Annotated in this window: 22 protein-coding genes and 1 pseudogene; 11 read left to right on the forward strand and 12 right to left on the reverse strand. The window is 62.7% G+C overall.

Translation table 11 applies throughout. From position 1 onward, the window contains the following. The first annotated feature begins 72 nt into the window (after nt 1-72). Nucleotides 73-1,008, forward strand: a complete 936-nt coding sequence (locus tag VK519_RS05090; protein ID WP_324348048.1) for a carbohydrate kinase family protein — start codon at nt 73-75, stop codon at nt 1,006-1,008. Nucleotides 1,009-1,022: 14 nt separating this feature from the next. Here VK519_RS05090 and VK519_RS05095 read toward each other — a convergent pair whose 3' ends face one another. Next, nucleotides 1,023-2,288: an SGNH/GDSL hydrolase family protein gene (locus tag VK519_RS05095; RefSeq protein ID WP_324348049.1), complete on the reverse strand. Its 1,266-nt coding sequence runs from the start codon at nt 2,286-2,288 to the stop codon at nt 1,023-1,025. Nucleotides 2,289-2,924: 636 nt separating this feature from the next. On the opposite strand from VK519_RS05095, the gene VK519_RS05100 reads away from it, so the two are divergent. Together VK519_RS05100 and VK519_RS05105 are read left to right on the forward strand one after the other, a co-directional pair. Beyond that, nucleotides 2,925-3,245: a hypothetical protein gene (locus VK519_RS05100; RefSeq protein ID WP_324348050.1), complete on the forward strand. Its 321-nt coding sequence runs from the start codon at nt 2,925-2,927 to the stop codon at nt 3,243-3,245. A gap of 293 nt (nt 3,246-3,538) precedes the next feature. After that, nucleotides 3,539-4,150: a hypothetical protein gene (locus VK519_RS05105; protein WP_324348051.1), complete on the forward strand. Its 612-nt coding sequence runs from the start codon at nt 3,539-3,541 to the stop codon at nt 4,148-4,150. A gap of 81 nt (nt 4,151-4,231) precedes the next feature. On the opposite strand, the gene VK519_RS05110 is transcribed toward VK519_RS05105, so the two are convergent. The 6 genes from VK519_RS05110 to VK519_RS05135 form a co-directional block, all read right to left on the reverse strand. Further along, nucleotides 4,232-4,687 (reverse strand): PA2169 family four-helix-bundle protein, encoded by a 456-nt coding sequence (locus VK519_RS05110; RefSeq protein ID WP_324348052.1) that lies wholly within the window; start codon nt 4,685-4,687, stop codon nt 4,232-4,234. Nucleotides 4,688-4,840: 153 nt separating this feature from the next. Further along, nucleotides 4,841-5,665 (reverse strand): SDR family NAD(P)-dependent oxidoreductase, encoded by an 825-nt coding sequence (locus VK519_RS05115; protein WP_324348053.1) that lies wholly within the window; start codon nt 5,663-5,665, stop codon nt 4,841-4,843. A 54-nt stretch (nt 5,666-5,719) separates the two neighbouring features. Continuing rightward, nucleotides 5,720-5,950, reverse strand: coding sequence for a hypothetical protein (locus VK519_RS05120; RefSeq protein WP_324348054.1), 231 nt, complete (start codon nt 5,948-5,950; stop codon nt 5,720-5,722). A gap of 13 nt (nt 5,951-5,963) precedes the next feature. Continuing rightward, nucleotides 5,964-6,620: a hypothetical protein gene (locus tag VK519_RS05125; protein WP_324348055.1), complete on the reverse strand. Its 657-nt coding sequence runs from the start codon at nt 6,618-6,620 to the stop codon at nt 5,964-5,966. Continuing rightward, nucleotides 6,598-7,146 carry an OrgA/MxiK family T3SS sorting platform protein gene (locus tag VK519_RS05130; protein WP_324348056.1) on the reverse strand — a complete coding sequence of 183 codons (549 nt, stop codon included), beginning with the start codon at nt 7,144-7,146 and terminating at the stop codon, nt 6,598-6,600. Before VK519_RS05130 ends, VK519_RS05125 begins: the two co-directional genes overlap by 23 nt. Beyond that, on the reverse strand, nt 7,146-7,517 hold the full coding sequence (locus VK519_RS05135; RefSeq protein ID WP_324348057.1) for a hypothetical protein: 372 nt from the start codon (nt 7,515-7,517) through the stop codon (nt 7,146-7,148). The genes VK519_RS05130 and VK519_RS05135 overlap by 1 nt, the downstream gene beginning before the upstream one ends. A gap of 148 nt (nt 7,518-7,665) precedes the next feature. Between VK519_RS05135 and VK519_RS05140 the strand changes: the two genes are divergently transcribed. From VK519_RS05140 to VK519_RS05155, 4 genes are all read left to right on the forward strand, one after another. Next, on the forward strand, nt 7,666-8,037 hold the full coding sequence (locus VK519_RS05140) for a helix-turn-helix domain-containing protein (RefSeq protein WP_324348058.1): 372 nt from the start codon (nt 7,666-7,668) through the stop codon (nt 8,035-8,037). Between the two features lies 1 nt (nt 8,038). Beyond that, complete coding sequence (locus tag VK519_RS05145) at nt 8,039-8,716, forward strand: response regulator (RefSeq protein ID WP_324348059.1); 678 nt, start codon at nt 8,039-8,041, stop codon at nt 8,714-8,716. 66 nt (nt 8,717-8,782) lie between these two features. Beyond that, entirely contained in the window at nt 8,783-9,547 is a 765-nt protein-coding gene (locus VK519_RS05150; protein ID WP_324348060.1) for a YdcF family protein, read from the forward strand. A 53-nt stretch (nt 9,548-9,600) separates the two neighbouring features. Beyond that, nucleotides 9,601-10,107 (forward strand): hypothetical protein, encoded by a 507-nt coding sequence (locus VK519_RS05155; RefSeq protein WP_324348061.1) that lies wholly within the window; start codon nt 9,601-9,603, stop codon nt 10,105-10,107. Nucleotides 10,108-10,112: 5 nt separating this feature from the next. Here the strand turns inward: VK519_RS05155 and VK519_RS05160 are convergent, their stop codons facing one another. Next, nucleotides 10,113-10,649, reverse strand: a complete 537-nt coding sequence (locus VK519_RS05160; RefSeq protein ID WP_324348062.1) for a hypothetical protein — start codon at nt 10,647-10,649, stop codon at nt 10,113-10,115. A 246-nt stretch (nt 10,650-10,895) separates the two neighbouring features. Between VK519_RS05160 and VK519_RS05165 the strand changes: the two genes are divergently transcribed. Then, the gene (locus tag VK519_RS05165) at nt 10,896-11,738 is read left to right on the forward strand and encodes a cytochrome b/b6 domain-containing protein (RefSeq protein ID WP_324348070.1); all 843 of its coding nucleotides are present in this window, start codon (nt 10,896-10,898) and stop codon (nt 11,736-11,738) included. Then, the gene (locus VK519_RS05170) at nt 11,735-12,490 is read left to right on the forward strand and encodes a molybdopterin-binding protein (protein WP_324348063.1); all 756 of its coding nucleotides are present in this window, start codon (nt 11,735-11,737) and stop codon (nt 12,488-12,490) included. The genes VK519_RS05165 and VK519_RS05170 overlap by 4 nt, the downstream gene beginning before the upstream one ends. A 9-nt stretch (nt 12,491-12,499) precedes the next feature. Here the strand turns inward: VK519_RS05170 and VK519_RS05175 are convergent, their stop codons facing one another. Both VK519_RS05175 and VK519_RS05180 read right to left on the reverse strand, forming a co-directional pair. Continuing rightward, nucleotides 12,500-12,751: a GIY-YIG nuclease family protein gene (locus VK519_RS05175; RefSeq protein WP_324348064.1), complete on the reverse strand. Its 252-nt coding sequence runs from the start codon at nt 12,749-12,751 to the stop codon at nt 12,500-12,502. A gap of 36 nt (nt 12,752-12,787) precedes the next feature. Beyond that, the gene (locus VK519_RS05180) at nt 12,788-14,866 is read right to left on the reverse strand and encodes a pyrroloquinoline quinone-dependent dehydrogenase (protein ID WP_324348065.1); all 2,079 of its coding nucleotides are present in this window, start codon (nt 14,864-14,866) and stop codon (nt 12,788-12,790) included. A 146-nt stretch (nt 14,867-15,012) separates the two neighbouring features. On the opposite strand from VK519_RS05180, the gene VK519_RS05185 reads away from it, so the two are divergent. Beyond that, the gene (locus VK519_RS05185; RefSeq protein WP_324348066.1) at nt 15,013-15,912 is read left to right on the forward strand and encodes a LytTR family DNA-binding domain-containing protein; all 900 of its coding nucleotides are present in this window, start codon (nt 15,013-15,015) and stop codon (nt 15,910-15,912) included. Nucleotides 15,913-16,093: 181 nt separating this feature from the next. Beyond that, the gene (locus VK519_RS05190; RefSeq protein ID WP_324348067.1) at nt 16,094-16,696 is read left to right on the forward strand and encodes a TetR/AcrR family transcriptional regulator; all 603 of its coding nucleotides are present in this window, start codon (nt 16,094-16,096) and stop codon (nt 16,694-16,696) included. On the opposite strand, the gene VK519_RS05195 is transcribed toward VK519_RS05190, so the two are convergent. After that, nucleotides 16,689-17,375, reverse strand: a complete 687-nt coding sequence (locus VK519_RS05195) for an HAD family hydrolase (protein ID WP_324348068.1) — start codon at nt 17,373-17,375, stop codon at nt 16,689-16,691. The two genes, VK519_RS05190 and VK519_RS05195, sit on opposite strands and share 8 nt — an antisense overlap. A 9-nt stretch (nt 17,376-17,384) precedes the next feature. Beyond that, nucleotides 17,385-17,711: pseudogene (locus VK519_RS05200) on the reverse strand (serine hydrolase domain-containing protein); the annotation flags it as partial.

A 17,711-nucleotide genomic window follows, 5' to 3' on the forward strand; every position in this document is an offset into this window, starting at 1 on the left:
AGTACCATCTGGACCCTTTGCGCCCCGGCAGCGGGCCGGCGCGCCCCGACAACCTGCGGGGGTAGCAGCAACATGTCAGCCGTGATTTGTGGATCCCTGGCCTACGACACCATCATGGTGTTCCCGGACCAGTTCAAGAACCACATCCTGCCGGACAAGGTGCACATCTTGAATGTGTCTTTCCTTGTGCCGCAGATGCGCCGCGAATTCGGCGGGTGCGCGGGCAACATTGCCTACAACCTGAAGTTGCTCGGCGGCAACCCGTTGCCGATGGCAACGGTAGGACAGGACTTCGCGCCCTATCGCGAGCACCTGCAGAAATTCGGCATCCCGCTCGATGGCGTGCGCGAATTTTCCGATCAGTTCACGCCGCAGTGTTTCATCACCACGGATCTGGACAACAACCAGATCACCGCCTTCCATCCCGGCGCGATGTCCAGCGCGCACCACAACCATGTGGGCGACGTGAAGGATTGCGAATTCGGCATCGTTGCGCCGGACGGCCGCGAGGCCATGCTGCAGCACACCGCGGACTTTGCCGCGCGCGACATACCCTTCATTTTCGATCCCGGCCAGGCCATGCCGTTGTTCAACGGCGAGGAATTCCGCACGATGATCGACCAGGCGACCTACGTGATCGTCAACGATTACGAGTCGCAGTTGCTGCAGCAGCGCACTGGCTGGAGTGCCGAGGATATCGCCTCGCGCGTGAAGGCCTACATCATTACGCTGGGTCCACGTGGTTCGTTGATCCATACCGATGGCGAAGTGATCGAGATCCCGCCGGCGCGCGAACGCCAGGTGGTCGACCCCACCGGTTGCGGCGACGCTTACCGCGCGGGCCTGATCTTCGGCATCATGAAGGGCTGGCAGTGGAAGACGATCGGCCGCATGGCGTCGTTGATGGGTGCGTTGAAGGTGGAACACCCGGGCACGCAGAACCAGTACTTTACCTATGCCGAATTCGCCGCGGCGTTCGAGGAGCAGTTCGGTTACAAGCTGGGCTGAGGCTGCGGATTCGCCTATCTTTGTGAGGCGATGAAGTCCGCCATCGCCTCACCCAGCACGGCATGAACGCGGCGGGTGGGATGCAGTCGATCCCAGAAAAGATAGTTGTCGGCGGTTTTGCACGCCGACGCCACGGCGTGCCGCCCCGCATACACCAGAGGGCCCTGCCCCCGAATAGCCAGGCAACTGTCCTTGACGTTGTCGATGCCGTACTCTGCGGGGCGTTCAAGGGCTGCCGCAAAGAGCGAAAAGGCATCGAAGATATCGACGCGCGAGCGACCTGACAGTCGCTCACGCAGCTTTTCAAGCCCCCTGTTGAACGCCAGCACCTGAGCGTGCACAGCTCCCTCGCGCAAGCTTCCGCGCACCTCCGGCGCTATCGAAATGTCGGGCAGGTTCGTCAGCACGATGTGTTCCGCGCCGTCATCAAGCAGCTTGCGCACGACAAACTCGACGCTGGCAAGCACCTCGTCGGCCTGCTTGCCGTAGTTGATGAAATCGTTGCCACCAATAAGGACGACATAGACGTTGCGGCTGTCATCGAAGTTGCGGCCTGTGGCGCGTAGCTGCCGCCAGGTTTCCACCTGCTGGACGACACCGGGAATCAATACATTGCCATCCGCGGCGGCGGCGCCAAAGGCGAAGTTCAGTAGATCCAGCCCGGTCAGGTTTGACGTGATTTCCGGCCAGACCTGCCCATTGCTGAATCGACCGGCCGACCAGCTCTTCGCGTGCGGGACCAGATGCAAGGTGCGGTTCCACGCATTGATCGTGTCGCTAAGGCTGTCGCCGAAGACGATCATCCGGGTGATGCCTGGCGGTGCCTGCGGCGCGTCGTTCGTCCAGATGCCGTAGTCGTAGGAAAAAACCGTGTCTGCCGCGGTGGCCGCCATGAAAGTCCCTTTACCCTCCCGGCGAAGCGTGTAACGACACTGTCCGGCCAAGATGCCTTGCAGGGTGTCGGTAAAGAACAGGTTGGCTGGCTCGAGTGATGGGTAGGCCCAGCGGCCTTTGAGTGAAAAATAATGGCCAGCCGGTGTGCGTGCCCACGTCCAGCGCGTCTCCGGGAGATTGGCGTGGACGTTTACGCGATAGTGGCAGCGCACATAGGTGCGGGTGTCCGCACCCAGGGCAAACGGCGGCGCGAGGGATTCCGGCGTGGCAACGGCTTCGAGGGGCGCGAGCTTGGCTTCGAGCGATTCGACCCTCGCCTCGATCGGCGTGGCGCTGGTGGCGCTGGTGGCGACGAGGGCCACGAGGAAGCTGACGATATGCTTCATGCGGGATCTCCAATCGAAACCCGCAATGTGCTCGTCGTGTCGCAGTCTGTCGGTCAGGCGCGGCGGTAACCTGCCGTCGTCATCTGCATCGTTGCCGTGTCAGATGAATTCCCGGTCGACATTTGACAGACGAGATGACGTGCCTGACCTAGGCTTGCCGATCCCCCGCAAGGTAGTTGCCGCATGCCAAATATCAACGCTACTTCAGCCTCAGGTCCGAGCGCCCGATGTTTTGAACCTCCGATGGGGCGTTTGCGCCCGACGACGTCAGGAATCCGTGGCAGCCGCAGCACGATACCGAGGGTCGATGAACGGATCACACGTGCGCAGAACGTACCCAGGCCGCGTGCAACCGGGGCAAGCGCGAGCTCGCGGCACCACGCTGGGGGCAGCGTAACCACGTTGCGTCGATCAGAGTCCCGCCTCCAAACCGACTATCAATGGATCGTGCGTGGGGCGCGATTGCCGACCGGCATCAGCGCCAGCGCCGGCCGTGACCACGTGCGGGCGGTTCTGCTTGCAATCGCCGCCGGAAGCTCGGATTACTGGCACCAATCACTGGGCGGTCGCGCCCTTTGCGTTCGCTATGACAACGGAGCGATCGCGTGCAGGGTAAGCCCCGCGACAAATGACGGCATGGACATGCTCAAGTCTGATGCCGTGATCGAGCTGACGGGCGATGGCCCGAGAGCTTATTCGACCTTGCGGTCCATGACACTTCCAAACACGCCCCAGGTTGAGCCCTTCTGCTCTGCGGCAGCTCAAGCCGCACAGTTGTCCATTCCCCACTTCGCAAGCACGTGGATCGCGAACAGTTCGGCCGAGAGCTACCACGTCGTCATTGCTCAACACGAGGCAGCGCTGAACAAGTCGATGATGGAGTGGATCGCCGGTCATGAACAGGAGCTTGGAGAGGCTGCGGCGCACATCATGCGCACTGGACCCACCGCGACGTAGCCGGAACAGACTGAAGGGCTGAGCGTCGAAGACAGTAGGCCGAATGGCCCGCCTGGGCGGTTTACTCGATCGACATTTGAAAGACGAGATGGTGCACTTGGCCTAGCCTTGCCGATCCCCCGCCAGGTAGTTGCCGCATGCCAAATACCAACGCTATTTCAGCCTCAGGCCCGAGCGCCGCAGGCTTTAGATCCCCGGCGGAAATGTCGCGCCGGCCGACGCTGTCGGAAATACATAACAGGCGAACTACGATACCAAGAGTCGGCCAGGGCATCACACGCACGGCGACGAACGTGACCGCGCAGATTGCGCCGCAGCGAAGCGCGAACGCACAACCTCCCGCAGGAGGCGCCGTAATCACGCGGCTCTTGCCAGAATACGCCCTCAAAATGAGCAATGAATGGATCGTGCGTGGGGCGTGCTTACCACACGGCATCAATGTCAACCCCATTGCCGGCCATGCCCACGTGAAAACAGTGATGCTTGCTTTCGCCACCGTAAGCTCGGATTACTGGCAGCAATCTTTGGGCGGCCGCGCCCTTTGCGTGCGCCGTGGCGACGGCGTTGTCGTGTGCAGGGTGAGCTCCATGAGAGACGGCCATCTGGAGCCGCTCATTTCCGATGCCGTGATTTGGCTGGCGGACAACGAACCTGGAGCTTATACGACCATGCTGTCCGCGACCCTACCAATCAAAGACGATGTTGACGCCTTCTGCTCCAGGGCAATTGAAGCCGCATTGTTGCCAATGCACGGATTGGTGACCTGGCCGCCCACCGTCGTTCGCAATGCGGTTGATCAGCACAAGACAGGGCTGAAAGAGTCGATTTCAAAGTCGATCATCGATCATGCATCCGAACTTAAACAGCTCACGCCGCATATACTCCGTGGACCGGCCGCGACCTAGCACTCCAAATCAAACGCCAGGGAAAGCATGCGCTTTCCCTGGCATCGCAACATTTGCGAATGGGGTCGTCGCTATACTGGATCAGCTCTTGTTATGCAGTGAGTGCTTGAGGTCGCGCATCTGGTCGTGACCCTGACGCACCGAAGCGTAGGCTTCGTTGATAACGGTGAGGGTGGACGGCGACACCTCCTTGTCCTTCAGGGCGCTCTCGAACTTCGCCTTGATGTGGTCTTCGCCACGCTCCACTTCATCCACCACCGCGGTATCGCCGGAGCTCAAGCTCTTGCGCAGATTCACGAACAGGCGATGGGCCGAGGCCAGCACGGTACCGTCGTCATCGGGCTTGCCGCCCAGCGTGCGTACCTGGCGCTGCAGCACCCCGGCTACCTGGCGGCGTTCGCCTGCACGGCTCTGGAACAGCGAAGTAAAACGTGTGCTCTTGGTGTCCTTGGCGGCTTCCGCGTAGCCTTCGGCACTGTCGATCGTGCTTTCGATCAGGCCATTGAGAATTTTCACATCGTGGTCGTTCGTGCTCATCGTCTGGTTCCCTGGTCTGCGTGGATAACCGCACTGGGCGGCAGGTAACGATGAGACTATGCAAGCACCGTAGCGAACAGCGTGAAGACCACGCGTGGACGGCCTTGACTATCCCCGCGCCTTGTTCAGGTACAGGGAAAACCTGATGTGAGTTCAGGAATGAGTTGCGGTTTCCTGGACCCGGATATCGGCGGAACGGCGTCCAGCAATTCGCAAGGCCACGCCATCAGGCAGCAGCTTGAACAATATCTTGACCAGGCGATTGACACGGCCATTGACATAGACGGCATCGCCATGTCCGGCCGCGGCCAGTGATTGCCGGACTACCGTGTCGGCGTCCATCCATAACCAGCGCGGAAGTTTCGATACCAGTAATCGGGATCCGGATACGTCATGAAACTCACTGTAGGTGAGACCCGGACATACCGCCGTGACATGGACACCGGCCGGAAGGTTCTCCAGCGACAACGATTGCGAGAATTTGATCAGGTACGACTTGACCGCGGCGTAAAGGGATTGTCCCGCCGTCCCCGGTATGAGGCCTGCCAACGAAGCCACGTTGATGATGTATCCGTAGCCACGCGCACGCATCGCCGGCAGCAACCGATGCGCCAACTCGGTGGGGGCAATGACCATAACCTGCAGAAATTGTGCATGCGTGTTCCAGGGCACGGCATCGAAATGCCCCGGGACGCCATAGCCTGCGTTGTTCACCAGCATGTCGATGCACAGATTCCGCCGGGCCAGCTCGGCCAAGAGCTGTGCAGGCGCTTCGGGATCGGCAAGGTCCAGGGCAATGACCTGGACATCAACGTGGTGGCGCTGGCTTAACTCTTCAGCCAGCGTCTGAAGTCGATCCGCGCGCCGCGCGGTCAGTACCAGGCGATAGCCACACGACGCCAGCTGGCGCGCAAAAGCCTCGCCGATGCCTGCCGAGGCTCCCGTGACCAGGGCCCGGCGTGGGTTTGCGTCGTCCATGCGCTCCTCTCTCGTTGCAACCGTCGCCTTGATAGCACGCGGAGCGCCGGGTAGCTAGAGCTCGTAGTCGAGCGGGGGGATGCCGCTTTCTTCTTCATCCGCACCGGCAATCATGGCCCACATCTTCTCCTTTAGGATGCGCCGGACGTAGTCGCCGATGAGATCGGCCTCTGGTAGCGGTTCCGGTTCCAGTTCCGCCGCCTCGGCGAGACGGTCTGCTGGTAAAACCACGGAGTCCAAATCCTGGTAGCTCAACAGGCCTGGGGTTATAGCAGGGATTTGCATGGGTTTTTCCGAATCATGGGGATGGGAGCCCTGACTCGACGATGGCATCGGCATAGCGCGAGGATATGGCCGCCAGGCCATCGTGGAGTGCCTGCATATCGGGCGCAGGTGGCGTCAGTGCCGCGTCGAAGACAACGTGCTCGGGATCATATTCAAGGACAAGGTCCCCCTGCTCCACACGAAGGCATGGCACGTCGGCCTGCTCAACGGCCACTGCATCGTTCAGAGCAGCGCGTAGTGCAAGGAAAATGCCGTTATCGCCCAGTGGAACCTGTACCCGGGATGCAACGACGTGTCCGTTTGTCGAGATCTGGCACGCTCGCTCGACCCAGGCTGCGGTGAGTTCCGCCGCGGCGCAATGATCACGCAGGTGTTGACGCGCCTGCGCCATGACGCCTTCGAGCAAGGTGGAACGAAGCCGCCCGATGTCATCGATGATGCCGAACAACACCCTGGCACCGTGCATCTGGGCTTCACGGTAGGCATCCTCGGTGGCACGACGGCGCAGGGCCTCGGCTTCGGCACGAGCCTGGGCAAGCATGGTTGCGGCGCGACGGCGGGCATAGTCGCCCAGGCGCGCGGCGGTATGCGCACCATGCATCGCGCTGGCGGGAATTCTCACGCCGTCGACGCAACAGGCCAGGGCACTAGATGGGATCGCGCGAAGCATGGCCCAGGGCACTCCAGAAGCAAGGTAAGTCGAACGGTTCGGTGTCGAATCCTGGCATGGGAACATCGACGAATTGCAGGCTGATCCGGCTGGCAAGCCATATTGGCAAATGAGGGGCCAACGCCACCAGGGTCGCGCCACCCAGCCCGACAAGTGCGGCCCGGTCGGCGATGCCTCCGGGTGGATGGTTGCGTGATACGGCGAAACCCATTCGCATGAATGCATGGATCGACGGCGGAAGACCGGCAAAACAACGCGATGCCTGTAACGATCCGGCGTAGCGTGCCGCGGCCATATATGTTGCGGCTGAACGCAGATGGTGCCAGCCACGGACAATGCGCGCCACGCCTTCGCTTAGCGGGGCCTTGCCGTCGTGTGGCGACAGCCGATATTCCGCGAACAGGTAGTCGTTCAAGGCTGAGCGCTGCCTAGGTGACCATGCACGGCGGTCGTCGTCGCTCCAGCGCGCGTGATAGCCCGCCGGGTCGAAGACGATGCTCGTTACCGCTGATGAAAGGCCCAGCATCAGCGACTTTCCCTTGGCCGCCAGCGTGAAGCCACCAGCGCGCGCCACCGCCCTGCCCGCGCGCGCGTCATCGCCCAGCCCAGGAAAGCTCCGGCCGCTGCCAATATAAGGCCACCCACCAGCCAGACCACGGCAGCATCTGTATCGCGTCTCGCGGGAGTCACGGCGATCACTCGCGCGGGGCGCGCGCGCGTAACCAAGACGGACACACTGTCGTATTCCACGCGCGCAAAGCTGTTCTTCAGGAAACGCTTGACTGCCTGCACCAGCACGTCTGCGTCGCCATCACCACGTTGCACCAGTAGCGCCGCCACATGCATGGGCACGTCTTCGTCACGACGCGATGCCACCCGACGGGTGTCGTAGCTCACATGCACGCGTGCTTCGGATACACCTTCGAAACGCGCCAGTCAGGTGTACGCCGACGGGTTTGCCTACCTCGATGCCATCCGTTCACGCCATGCGGACCTCCCCATCGTCATCAGCACCGTTGCCCCACGACGTTCACGGCTTCGACGGATGGCGGCGGTCACCGGCGTGAGCATCGTGGACAAGACTGAGCCGTTGGAGCAGATCCTCACCGCGCTTCGACACGCCGCCGAATGGCACACCTATTTCAGTCCCGCCCTCGAGTGGCTTCTCGATGACACCCATCGACGGGCGAGTGGCCTGCTGACCCATCGCGAGCAGCAAGTCCTCGAACTCATCGGCATGGGCATGAATGTTTCACAGATTGCGGCCATGCTCGATCGGCACATCACCACGGTAAGTACGCAGAAGCGTTCGTTGATGAACAAGCTGGCATTACGCAACGACCGCGACATCGTGGAGTACCTGCGCGACCGGCATCGCTGGCGGTCTGACCCATCCCCCGGCCAGGAAGAACCCTGAAATGCGAACCGGTTCAACACGCCGCCGTTCGGTAGGCGCACGCATCCGTATCCTGGTTGCCGACGATCATCCGGCGGCTCTACTGGGCATTTGTGCCACGCTTGAGCGCACTGGTTCCTACACCGTCGTCGGCCAGGCCCGCACGACGGATGAGCTGCTCGAGCTCGTTGAAAACATCGATGCCGAGGTACTGGTGACCGATTTCTCCATGCCCATAGGTACCGAGGCTGATGGCTTGCACCTCTTGGGGCGCATACTGCGGCAACATCGCAGCTTGCGCGTCATTGTGCTGAGCATGATCCGGCACACCGCCACGTTGAAGGCCCTGCTGCGCATCGGGGTGATTGGCCTGGTCGACAAACACGGCCCCCTCCAGGACATCTCAAAAGCGATCGACCGTGCGATGGTCGGGCGCGCCTTCCTTAGCCATGCTTATGCCATCCAACTGGATCCTGCAGCTTGCCGGCCACCGCGGTGCGACGACCTTCTCTCTGCCCACGAAGTCGAGGTCATCCGTCGGTTCGCGGGCGGCACATCACTTGCAGAAATCGCCGTGCTTCTCCATCGAAGTCGAAAAACGATAAGCCGCCAAAAACGTGATGCGATGCGTAAGCTGCAGCTGAAGTCGGATACTGAACTCATCGACTACGCGCGGAGCTGGGGTTTCGCCACCCCCTGACCTCCCGCTTGATCCCGTAGGGCAATCCTGTCAAATAGAGGGATTGGTTCACAGGGGTGCTGCGGTATGTTCCTATTGATTCTGCTCCTCGCAATAGCCGCTGCGCTCGCTGTCATCGTCCGGCGCCGGCGCCTGGCGGCGTGGCTCGGCTCGGCCAGCCTGGTGGCCTTGGTAGTTTCCGGGTGCGGCTTGCTTCCGCAGTGGCTGGCGATCGAATTGCAGGGCAATCCACCGACTACGGTGGGCACGTGGGGCCAGAAGAATGTCATCGTCCTGCTGGGTGCAGGCTCGGCGCGCAAGCCTTTCGGGGGCGTCGAGGCAACGATCCAGGCCATGCCCCGAATCGTTCGTGCGGTATCGCTTTGGCAGGATTGCCGACGCCAACAGCGAACGTGCCTGCTAGAAATCAGCGGCGGCGACGCCGCGCACGCCGGCCGCCCCGAGGCCGATATTTACCGCGATATCGTCGTCGGGCTGGGCGTGCCCGACGAGTTCCTGCTCCTTGAACGGCAGAGCCTGAATACGTTCGCGAATGCGCAGCTCAGTGTCGCGGTGCTCGAGCAAGCCAGGCCCGACTCCATCATCCTAGTGACATCAGCGATGCACCTGCCGCGAGCAACCTTGTACTTCGAACATTTCGGTATTCCCGTCGTGCCTGTACGGGCTGACTACACCTCAACTGACTTCTCTGTCATCCCGACACCGGGGAATCTTTTACTCACTGACGTCCTTTTGCACGAGTATGTCGGGGTACTTCGCTATCGGTTGTACGAAGCCATGGGCTGGAACAGCAAGCCTGTAAAATACGACGTTCACGGCATGACGCATTGATGTAAGCGCATGACTGTCAGTCCTGACCCAATATGTCATTCACTGGAAGAACCATGACTGTCCCATCCCCATATCGCATCTCTTCAGCCAATGGATGGCTCGGGGTGTTCGGTTCGGCAAGCAAGCGACCGGGTGAGCTCACCAACGGCAAGGAAATTGCCCGTCAGTTCAAGGGCGTGTCGCAGGCCGTAGCCGCTCGCCAGCCGGAAAGAACCACTGCCGGAAATAGCCCGGCAGATGAAGCGCGCCTCTCGCGCAATACACAGATTGCCGCCACCATCGACAGCATCCCGATCGACATGGCGCCAGGTTTGAAGCCCCAGCTCTCGGCGTTTCTGATCATTGGCGTCGGCTCCGATGACACCCTGCAGTACTCACTCGACGCCATCGACCGCGCAGCCGAGCAGATCAAGGGTGGGCATATCGATGCAGCGCGGGGGATCTTGGTGGATGCGGTAAGCCAACTAGCCCCCGGCAACCAGGCCGGCGGCCATACGCCGCCGGCAACTCAACCTGCAGCACCCGGGAGGCCAAGCACGGCTCCCCGGCGCATGATCTAGCGTTATTACTTCTGCGCCTGCTGCATCAGATCGGCAATCTGCTGGCGATGGGACTCCACGAAAGCCACATTGGCCGCGTTGACCTTGCTCTGGTCGATGTACTTGGCCTGCTCCGGATTGGAGCGGGCCTGGATGGCCATGGCGGCATTGGAGATGGCCAGGTTCACCAGCAGGAATTCGCGCGGGCTGAAGCCGTTCTTCTTGATCAGCGGACCAATGCGTGGGTCGGACGCGGTCACCTGGTTGGCAAGGTCGTCCAGGCTGTGCACCTTGGAGGGGTCCACCGCACTTTCGCTGGGCTTGATGTTCTGCGCCCGCGCTTCCTTGGTGGCGGTGACCAGGCGATTGAAATTATCGTCGGTCAGGTTGTACTGGATGATCGCCGTGCGATCGGCCTCGGGCAGGGTATGCGCCGGTTGGGCGGGGGCGGCCTGCGGCGCCGGCTGCGGGGCCGAAGCCTGCGCGAAGGCGGCGGGCACAGCGGCAAGGCTCGTCATCAGCACCAGCAGGGCAACACTGGAAGCTTTGCGAATCGAGGTCATGAAGGGCTCCGTCGGTGAAAAGGGTTGGGATTTGCCGGCGAAGGGTCGCCAATCGGGGGTTAGTATGGCGTAAATATCCCTTTCGCCCAGTCGAAAATGGCTGACTCCCCGTTAAACGCGGTACGGCGAAAGGCCGCCTTTGGAGGCCCGCAGCCACGAGATCGTGAAGCGGCACGGCTGATGAAATGATCCAGGGGTGTCCCGGGTCATCTGAAAAGAACCCTTGGGGAGCCAGCCTTGGCCGTGATGGACACCACCGATGAAAACACCACACCTGCGCGCACCACGCGGCTGGTGTATCGCCATCGGTGGCCACTGCGCCTGATGCACTGGACCAACGTGCTGTGCCTGACCGTGCTGCTGATGAGTGGACTGCAGATATTCAATGCGCATCCGTCCTTGAGCCTGGGCCATGCCAGCAACGACGACACCGCGTGGCTCGCCATGGGGGCGCGGACCGACGAGAACGGCGTGCCGCGCGGCGTGACGCGGATCTTCGGCCACATGATCGACACCGACGGCTTGCTGGGCGCATCGACCGCCAACGGCCAGCGCACGGTGCGCGGCTTCCCCGCCTGGGCCACCCTCCCCGGCCCGCAATGGCTGGCGATGGGTCGGCGCTGGCATTTTTTCTTTGCCTGGTTGTTCGTGATCAACGGCCTGGCCTATGTGGGCTGGTCGGTGGCAACGCGACACCTTCAGCGCGACCTCACGCCCACGCGCAATGACTGGCGCGGTTTCGGCCGTTCGATACTGGACCATCTCAAGTTCCGCCATCCGAAGGGCGAGGCTGCGCTTCGCTATAACATCCTGCAGAAACTTGCGTATCTGGGGGTCGTCTTTGTGCTGGGCACCGGCATCGTATTGATGGGACTTGCGATGTCCCCACGCATGGATGCCGTGTTGGGCTGGATGGTCGACCTGGTCGGCGGCCGGCAATCGGCGCGGTCATGGCATTTCGTGATTGCCTGTGGCTTCGTGGTGTTCGTGGCGATCCATGTGTTCGAGGTGATCGTCACCGGCGTGTTCAACCAGCTGCGCGGCATGATCACCGGCTGGTACCGCATCGACGAGGTCGACAAACCATGACGGACCGCCGGCGCTTCCTCCGCGACCTCGGCCTTGCCGCCAGCGGCGCGTTCCTCGCCGGTTGCAACCGTATCTCGCAAAGTGAATCGGGCGCACGCGTGCTTGAAAGCGCCGAGTGGCTCACCCAGCGCGTGCAGCGGATCGTATCCCCGTCCACCGCGCTGGCCCGGGAATTCACCGAGGCGGATATCTCGCCGGTATTCAGGCCCAATGGCACCACCATGCCCCAGACGGCGCTTTACCAGTCGCTGATGAAAAACCAGTTCCGCGACTACCGCCTGGGCGTGGAAGGATTGGTCGACCGGCCCGGTGAATTTTCCATCGACCAGTTGCGGGCGCTGGGGGAACGCACGCAGATCACCCGCCACGACTGCGTGGAGGGCTGGAGCGCCATCGGCAAGTGGCAAGGCACACCACTAGGCGCGTTGCTCGCCCATGTGGGCGTGAAGGAAAGCGCGCGCTACGTGATGTTCCATTGCTTTGACGAATGGGGCGAAGACACGCCTTACTACGAAAGCATCGACATCACCGAGGCACGCCATCCGCAAACCCTGCTGGCCCATAGCCTTAACGGTGCGCCCCTGCCCGTGGCCAATGGCGCACCGCTTCGACTGCGAGTGGAGCGCCAGCTTGGCTACAAGCACGCCAAGTACCTGCGCAGCATCGAAGTGGTGTCGAGCTTCGAGGATATCGGCGACGGCAAGGGTGGTTATTGGGAAGACAACGGGTACGAGTGGTACGCGGGAATCTGAAAATGCAGCTCAATCCCCTTGCAGCAACCATGCAAGCTTTGCCTCGCGCGGAAGGCGCTTGATCTGCCACTCCGCACGCGAAGCAGCGGCGCGATCACCAACTTCGCGGCTACCGAGCAGACGCAGCGGCGGGTTGGCCCGCGTGTAGCGGGCCCCCTTTCCAGCCGCGTGCGCCGCATAGCGTGCCGGCACGTCGTTGCTGATGCCGGCATAGTAGGCACCGTTGCGGCATTCGATCAGGTAAAGCGACCAGGCTTGCATGGCGCATAGATTACTTATTGTTGGGGGTCAGAGTAATTACTCTGACCCCGTTTGCTGAGCCCGCGCGCGCCGCTTTCGACGCCGGCGCCACACGACCACTGCCGCCACCAGTGCCACGATTACCAGCACCGCCACCAACACGGTGGCCGCGAAACGGTGTTGGAACACCAGCGATGGCCCCTGGCCATCGAGCGTGTAGGCAATGATGTAGTCACCCACTGCCGTACCGATGTTGCCGTGTCCGCCCGCGGCGATCACCACATATTCCTTCCCACCCACGCTATACACCGATGGCGTGGCGTTGCCGGCGGCGGGGAGTTTTTCTTCCCACAAAGTACGGCCGGTATCGGTGTCGATGGCACGGAAGCGCTCGTCGATGGTGGCGGCGATGAAGATAAGTCCGCCGGCTGTGGTTACCGCGCCACCGATGCCTGGCGCACCTACCTCCATCGGCAGGCCCGTCTTGGTTTCCAGCGTGCCCAGCGGACGCTGCCAAAGCACCTTGCCCTGGCGGAGGTCCACGGCCACCATCTTGCCCCACGGTGGCGCGGTGCACGGCACGCCCAGCGGCGAAAGGATCACCCCGCGGCGCATGGCGTAGGGCGTGCCTTCCATGTCGTTGAATTCCAGATGGGGGTATTTGGCGTCGTCCGCGTCTTCGTCGCGGTTGTCGTACGCCTTGCGGGGGATCAGGGCCACCTGCATCGGCAGGTCCATGACGAAGGCCACCGCCACCTGCCGTACCGGATCCACCGACACCCCGCCCCAATTGATACCACCGGCCCAGCCGGGCGAGACCAGCGTGCCGCCCAGGCTTGGCGGGGTAAAGATGCCCTGCGAGCGCAGGCCGTCCATCTGCCGGGCGCAGGCGTCGCGCTCCCATGGCGTAATGCCCCAGGCATCACGGCCAGTAACGCGAGCCGTCCTGGCCAGACGCAGGGCCGGAATCGGCATCGGTTGGGTGGGCGAGGCAACTTCACCGGGCGCGTCCGATGCGGGCACCGCCGTTTCAGTGATCGGGAACACCGGCTCGCCGTTGCGGCGGTCGAAGACGAAGAGGAAACCGGTCTTGGTGCCCTGGATCACCACGGGCCGGCGTCCAGAAGCCGTGTCGATGTCGGTAAGCACCGGCTGCGATGCCTGGTCGTAATCCCACAGGTCGTGATGCACCAGTTGGCGGCGCCAGGCCACCTCGCCCGTGGCGGCGTGCAGTGCCACCAGGGAATCGGCGTCGCGGTTGTCGCCCGAACGCATGGCGCCGGAATAGTCCGGACTGGACGAGCCCGTCGGCACGAACACCAGGCCAAGGGCCGGATCCACCGACAGCGGCGGCCATGCGTTGCCAGCGCCGGTCGCCGCCGCCTGGGCCGGATCCCAGCCGTTGGCCACCGCCCGGGCAGCGTCGCGAGGAATCGGGTCCCAGCCCCAAAGCTGTTTGCCGGTGCGCAAGTCGTAGCCGCGCACGACGCCCTGTTCCTGTTCCACGGCGCCGTTGTCACCGATAGACGATCCGACCACGGCAATGTCACCGATGATCGCCGGCGGCGACGTCTGGCTGTAACCGCCCTTGTGGCGGAAGCGTATGCCTTCGCGCAAGTCGACTTCGCCCCCCTGGCCGAAGCCCGCGCAAGGCTTGCCGTCGGCGGCGTCGAGCGAAATCAGCCTTGCATCGGGCGTGGTGAAGACGATGCGTCGCCGGCAGGCCGCGCCGTCGGGCGCCTGGGCGTCGAGCCAGGTACTGACACCGCGCGAGGCGAGATCGCCGTACCAGGCGTGCTTCATGATCTGGGCGTCGTAGGTCCACAGCGGCTTGCCGGTGGCAGGATCCAGGGCGAAGACCTTGCCGGTGGCCGTGGGTACCACCATGCGGCCATCGACCACCAGCGGGTTGGCCTCGAAGGTCAGGTGCTTCTGCCGGTACATGGCCTGGCCGAATTCACCCGTGCGGAATACCCAGGCAATGTGCAACCGACCCACATTGGTCCGGTCGATCTCCTTCAGGGGGGAATATTGGCCGCCCCCCGGAGCGCCACCGTAGGCGGTCCAGGACTGGTCGGCGGCAACCGCGATCATGGGCATCAACAGCATCACGGCTAGGGCAGTTCGCAGGCTCATCGTCGGCATCCGTGGGGACATGGAACGAAGAGTGCTGTCCCGCCGGGCGGGCGTCACGCACCAAGTGATGAAATTCCCGTCATCAGGGACAAGTGGCGGCTCCCGCGGGAGCAACCCGTCACGGCCGCCGCCTATACTTTCGTCCCATGACCATCTCGCGCCCGGTAACCCCGCCCATCCTGCTCGACCAGTTCCTGCGTTACCGGTCTGCGGCCGCCACCGTGTTCTGGTTCATCATTTGCGCCACGAATGCCTGGGGCAACACGGTCACCGCCCAGATGGACATCGCACGCGCCCATTTGTCCTTCGCCGACTGGGAAGTGGCCTCGTGGGAATGGTCCAGCTCCCTGGTGATCTTTTGCCTGGTGCCAGGCATCGCCTGGCTGGACCAGCGCCTGCCCCTGGCATGGGGCCGCCTGCGATCGAGCATTGCCGGGCATGTGGCCGGCAGCGTGGCCTTCAGCCTGGTGCACGTGGCGGCCATGGTGGCCGTACGTCACGCCGTCTACGCCATGCACGGGAGCCATTACGATTTCGGCGATCCGGTGTCCCGCTTCTTCTACGAACTGATCAAGGATGTCCGTACCTACACGTTGATCCTGGTGGTGGTGCACCTGTACCACCAACTGGTGTTGCGGGCGCAAGGCGAGGCCAGTCTGCTGGACGCGCCGGACGAAGGCCCGGCGCTGGAACCGGTTGAGCGGCCCACGCGGTTCCTGGTGCGCAAGCTCGGCAAGGAATTCCTGGTGGCCGCCGCCGACATCGAACGGGCGCAGGCTTCGGGCAACTATGTGAACCTTCGGGTGCGCGGCCGGGACTATCCCCTGCGCAGCACCATTGGCGGCCTGGAGACACGGCTGGACCCCACCCGATTCCGCCGCGTGCACCGCAGCAGCATCGTCAATCTCGATCATGTGGCGGAAATCGAACCGCTCGACGGCGGCGAGGCCCGCCTGCGCATGAGCGACGGCGAACGCGTCGCCTGCAGTCGGAGGTATCTGCCAGCATTAAGAAAAAGCGCTGTCAGTGAGGTAATTCACACATAAGGGGAATATGGTCAGCGGGCTAAACGGAAATACGGTTCTGTTCAGGGAACCTCATCCATTAGAACGTGACAGGTATCGTGTAGGCGAACCCACATGCTGAGCCCCACGCTTTCCCCAGAAGTGCCGGGCGCGAACGGATGACGCAGATGCCTATGCACGGCAGCTTCATGAAGATGATCCTATGAGCCCGGTTGCGATGGCCGATCTCACGGCGAAGGCGAAAATTCGCCATGTTGCGCTTGGCCTGTTCGCCAAGAAGGGCTTCGCTGCCACCTCGATGCGCATGGTGGCGCAGAAGGCCGGGGTCTCGCCCGCCCTGATCGCCCACCATTACGGCAGCAAGGACGGCTTGCGGACTGCCGTCGACCAGGCCGTACTGCACGCTTTCGGCACCGAATTCGAGGCGGTGGAGGTCAAGGGACCATCCACCGAGATCGCCACGCGCTTCGGCCATGCCATCAACAAGGTGGTGATCCACGACCAGGACGTGCGCAGCTACATCCGCCGTTCGTTCCTGGACGACGCGCTTTCGGGGCGATCGAACCTGCTCGACGCCTTGCTTGAAATGGTTGCCCGCACGCTCGAGCGGATGCAAACGGCGGGCATGCTGCGCCAGGCCGAGGACACGACCTGGCGCGCCATGCAGGTGCTGCTGGTGGTGTTCGGGCCGACCATCTTCGAACCGGCGTTGCAGTCGCGCATGCCCCAGCTATTTGGCGAAAAAGCCGTGGAACAGCGACTGCGTGCCAATGTGGGCCTGTTCGAGCGCGGGATCTTCAAGTAGCGCCAAGGCGCCCGGAGAGGAACCGCTCGAGGTCGATGGTAGAGAGCTCGCCGACGTCCTGGATGACGATGTCCGGCGGGTTGGTGGCCAACAGCGCGTCTGAATCGGCCGCATAGTGTCCCTGGCGCACGAATACGGTGGTGAGCCTGTTTCGGAGTTCCGCCTTCATGGCTACCAGCAGGCGAAGCTTGTCGTCGACCATCACGTAGTGGTCCGCTGGGTAGCGCGCCTGCATCTGGGACAGCTGGGTTTCCTTGTGTACGTAGATCAATACCCTGCCCTGCAGCACGTCCCACAGGCCCGCGCGCTTGAGTTTGCGCGGCTGGAACACTGCATCGCCATCAGAAAGAACCACGGGTGTACCCAGCGATGCCAGGTAAGCCAGGGCCTTTAGGGTGCCGGGATAGACGCGCTCGTCGAAGGGATACGACAGCAGCCAGTCGGACATCTCCAGAATCCGCGGATGATCTTCCAGTCCCAAGCGGAAGCGCTGCAGGATGCCCAGGTAATCCGCGAAGCCGTATTGGGCGCGAAGTCCCTTGTCGATGTCGGCCCAGCGCTTCTGTTCCTCGGCGCCGAACCGTTCGACGAGCGTTTGCGCCAGCTCCGCACTGAAGCGGTCGTTGTCGAGCAGGGTATCGTCGACATCGAGCAGGAAAACGATGGATGGGTCGGTCATGGGACGAGCCTACTTGGTGGGCGTGGTTTCCGCGTCGACGCCGGCGGTGACCGCCGCCACGAAGGCACGGCGCGCAGCGATTTCTTCCGGGCCGACGGCTGACGGCCATGCCGCCAGCTGCACGATCACCAGGCCGCGCTTGGGATCGATGTGCATCATCTGGCCAAAGATGCCGATGCCGGTGAATCGGCCATCGTCGTAGGTCCACCACTGGTAGCCATAGCCGATGCCCGGTGTATCGGTGGATGCGTGCTTGCGCGTGGCGTCGGCCAGGTACCCGGGGGCAAGCACGCTTTTGCCATTGATCCGGCCACCATCGAGGATGAACTGGCCAAT

Source organism: Pinirhizobacter sp. (assembly GCF_035317885.1).
Taxonomy (GTDB): domain Bacteria; phylum Pseudomonadota; class Gammaproteobacteria; order Xanthomonadales; family Rhodanobacteraceae; genus Pinirhizobacter.

What these genes read in the sequence shown, in the direction of transcription:
- VK519_RS05090 (WP_324348048.1), top strand. Translation starts at nt 73, where the DNA reads ATGTCAGCCGTGATTTGTGGATCCCTGGCCTACGACACCATCATGGTG.
- VK519_RS05095 (WP_324348049.1), bottom strand. Translation starts at nt 2,288, where the DNA reads ATGAAGCATATCGTCAGCTTCCTCGTGGCCCTCGTCGCCACCAGCGCC.
- VK519_RS05100 (WP_324348050.1), top strand. Translation starts at nt 2,925, where the DNA reads ATGGACATGCTCAAGTCTGATGCCGTGATCGAGCTGACGGGCGATGGC.
- VK519_RS05110 (WP_324348052.1), bottom strand. Translation starts at nt 4,687, where the DNA reads ATGAGCACGAACGACCACGATGTGAAAATTCTCAATGGCCTGATCGAA.
- VK519_RS05115 (WP_324348053.1), bottom strand. Translation starts at nt 5,665, where the DNA reads ATGGACGACGCAAACCCACGCCGGGCCCTGGTCACGGGAGCCTCGGCA.
- VK519_RS05120 (WP_324348054.1), bottom strand. Translation starts at nt 5,950, where the DNA reads ATGCAAATCCCTGCTATAACCCCAGGCCTGTTGAGCTACCAGGATTTG.
- VK519_RS05125 (WP_324348055.1), bottom strand. Translation starts at nt 6,620, where the DNA reads ATGCTTCGCGCGATCCCATCTAGTGCCCTGGCCTGTTGCGTCGACGGC.
- VK519_RS05130 (WP_324348056.1), bottom strand. Translation starts at nt 7,146, where the DNA reads ATGCTGGGCCTTTCATCAGCGGTAACGAGCATCGTCTTCGACCCGGCG.
- VK519_RS05140 (WP_324348058.1), top strand. Translation starts at nt 7,666, where the DNA reads ATGGCGGCGGTCACCGGCGTGAGCATCGTGGACAAGACTGAGCCGTTG.
- VK519_RS05145 (WP_324348059.1), top strand. Translation starts at nt 8,039, where the DNA reads ATGCGAACCGGTTCAACACGCCGCCGTTCGGTAGGCGCACGCATCCGT.
- VK519_RS05150 (WP_324348060.1), top strand. Translation starts at nt 8,783, where the DNA reads ATGTTCCTATTGATTCTGCTCCTCGCAATAGCCGCTGCGCTCGCTGTC.
- VK519_RS05155 (WP_324348061.1), top strand. Translation starts at nt 9,601, where the DNA reads ATGACTGTCCCATCCCCATATCGCATCTCTTCAGCCAATGGATGGCTC.
- VK519_RS05160 (WP_324348062.1), bottom strand. Translation starts at nt 10,649, where the DNA reads ATGACCTCGATTCGCAAAGCTTCCAGTGTTGCCCTGCTGGTGCTGATG.
- VK519_RS05165 (WP_324348070.1), top strand. Translation starts at nt 10,896, where the DNA reads ATGGACACCACCGATGAAAACACCACACCTGCGCGCACCACGCGGCTG.
- VK519_RS05170 (WP_324348063.1), top strand. Translation starts at nt 11,735, where the DNA reads ATGACGGACCGCCGGCGCTTCCTCCGCGACCTCGGCCTTGCCGCCAGC.
- VK519_RS05175 (WP_324348064.1), bottom strand. Translation starts at nt 12,751, where the DNA reads ATGCAAGCCTGGTCGCTTTACCTGATCGAATGCCGCAACGGTGCCTAC.
- VK519_RS05180 (WP_324348065.1), bottom strand. Translation starts at nt 14,866, where the DNA reads ATGAGCCTGCGAACTGCCCTAGCCGTGATGCTGTTGATGCCCATGATC.
- VK519_RS05185 (WP_324348066.1), top strand. Translation starts at nt 15,013, where the DNA reads ATGACCATCTCGCGCCCGGTAACCCCGCCCATCCTGCTCGACCAGTTC.
- VK519_RS05190 (WP_324348067.1), top strand. Translation starts at nt 16,094, where the DNA reads ATGAGCCCGGTTGCGATGGCCGATCTCACGGCGAAGGCGAAAATTCGC.
- VK519_RS05195 (WP_324348068.1), bottom strand. Translation starts at nt 17,375, where the DNA reads ATGACCGACCCATCCATCGTTTTCCTGCTCGATGTCGACGATACCCTG.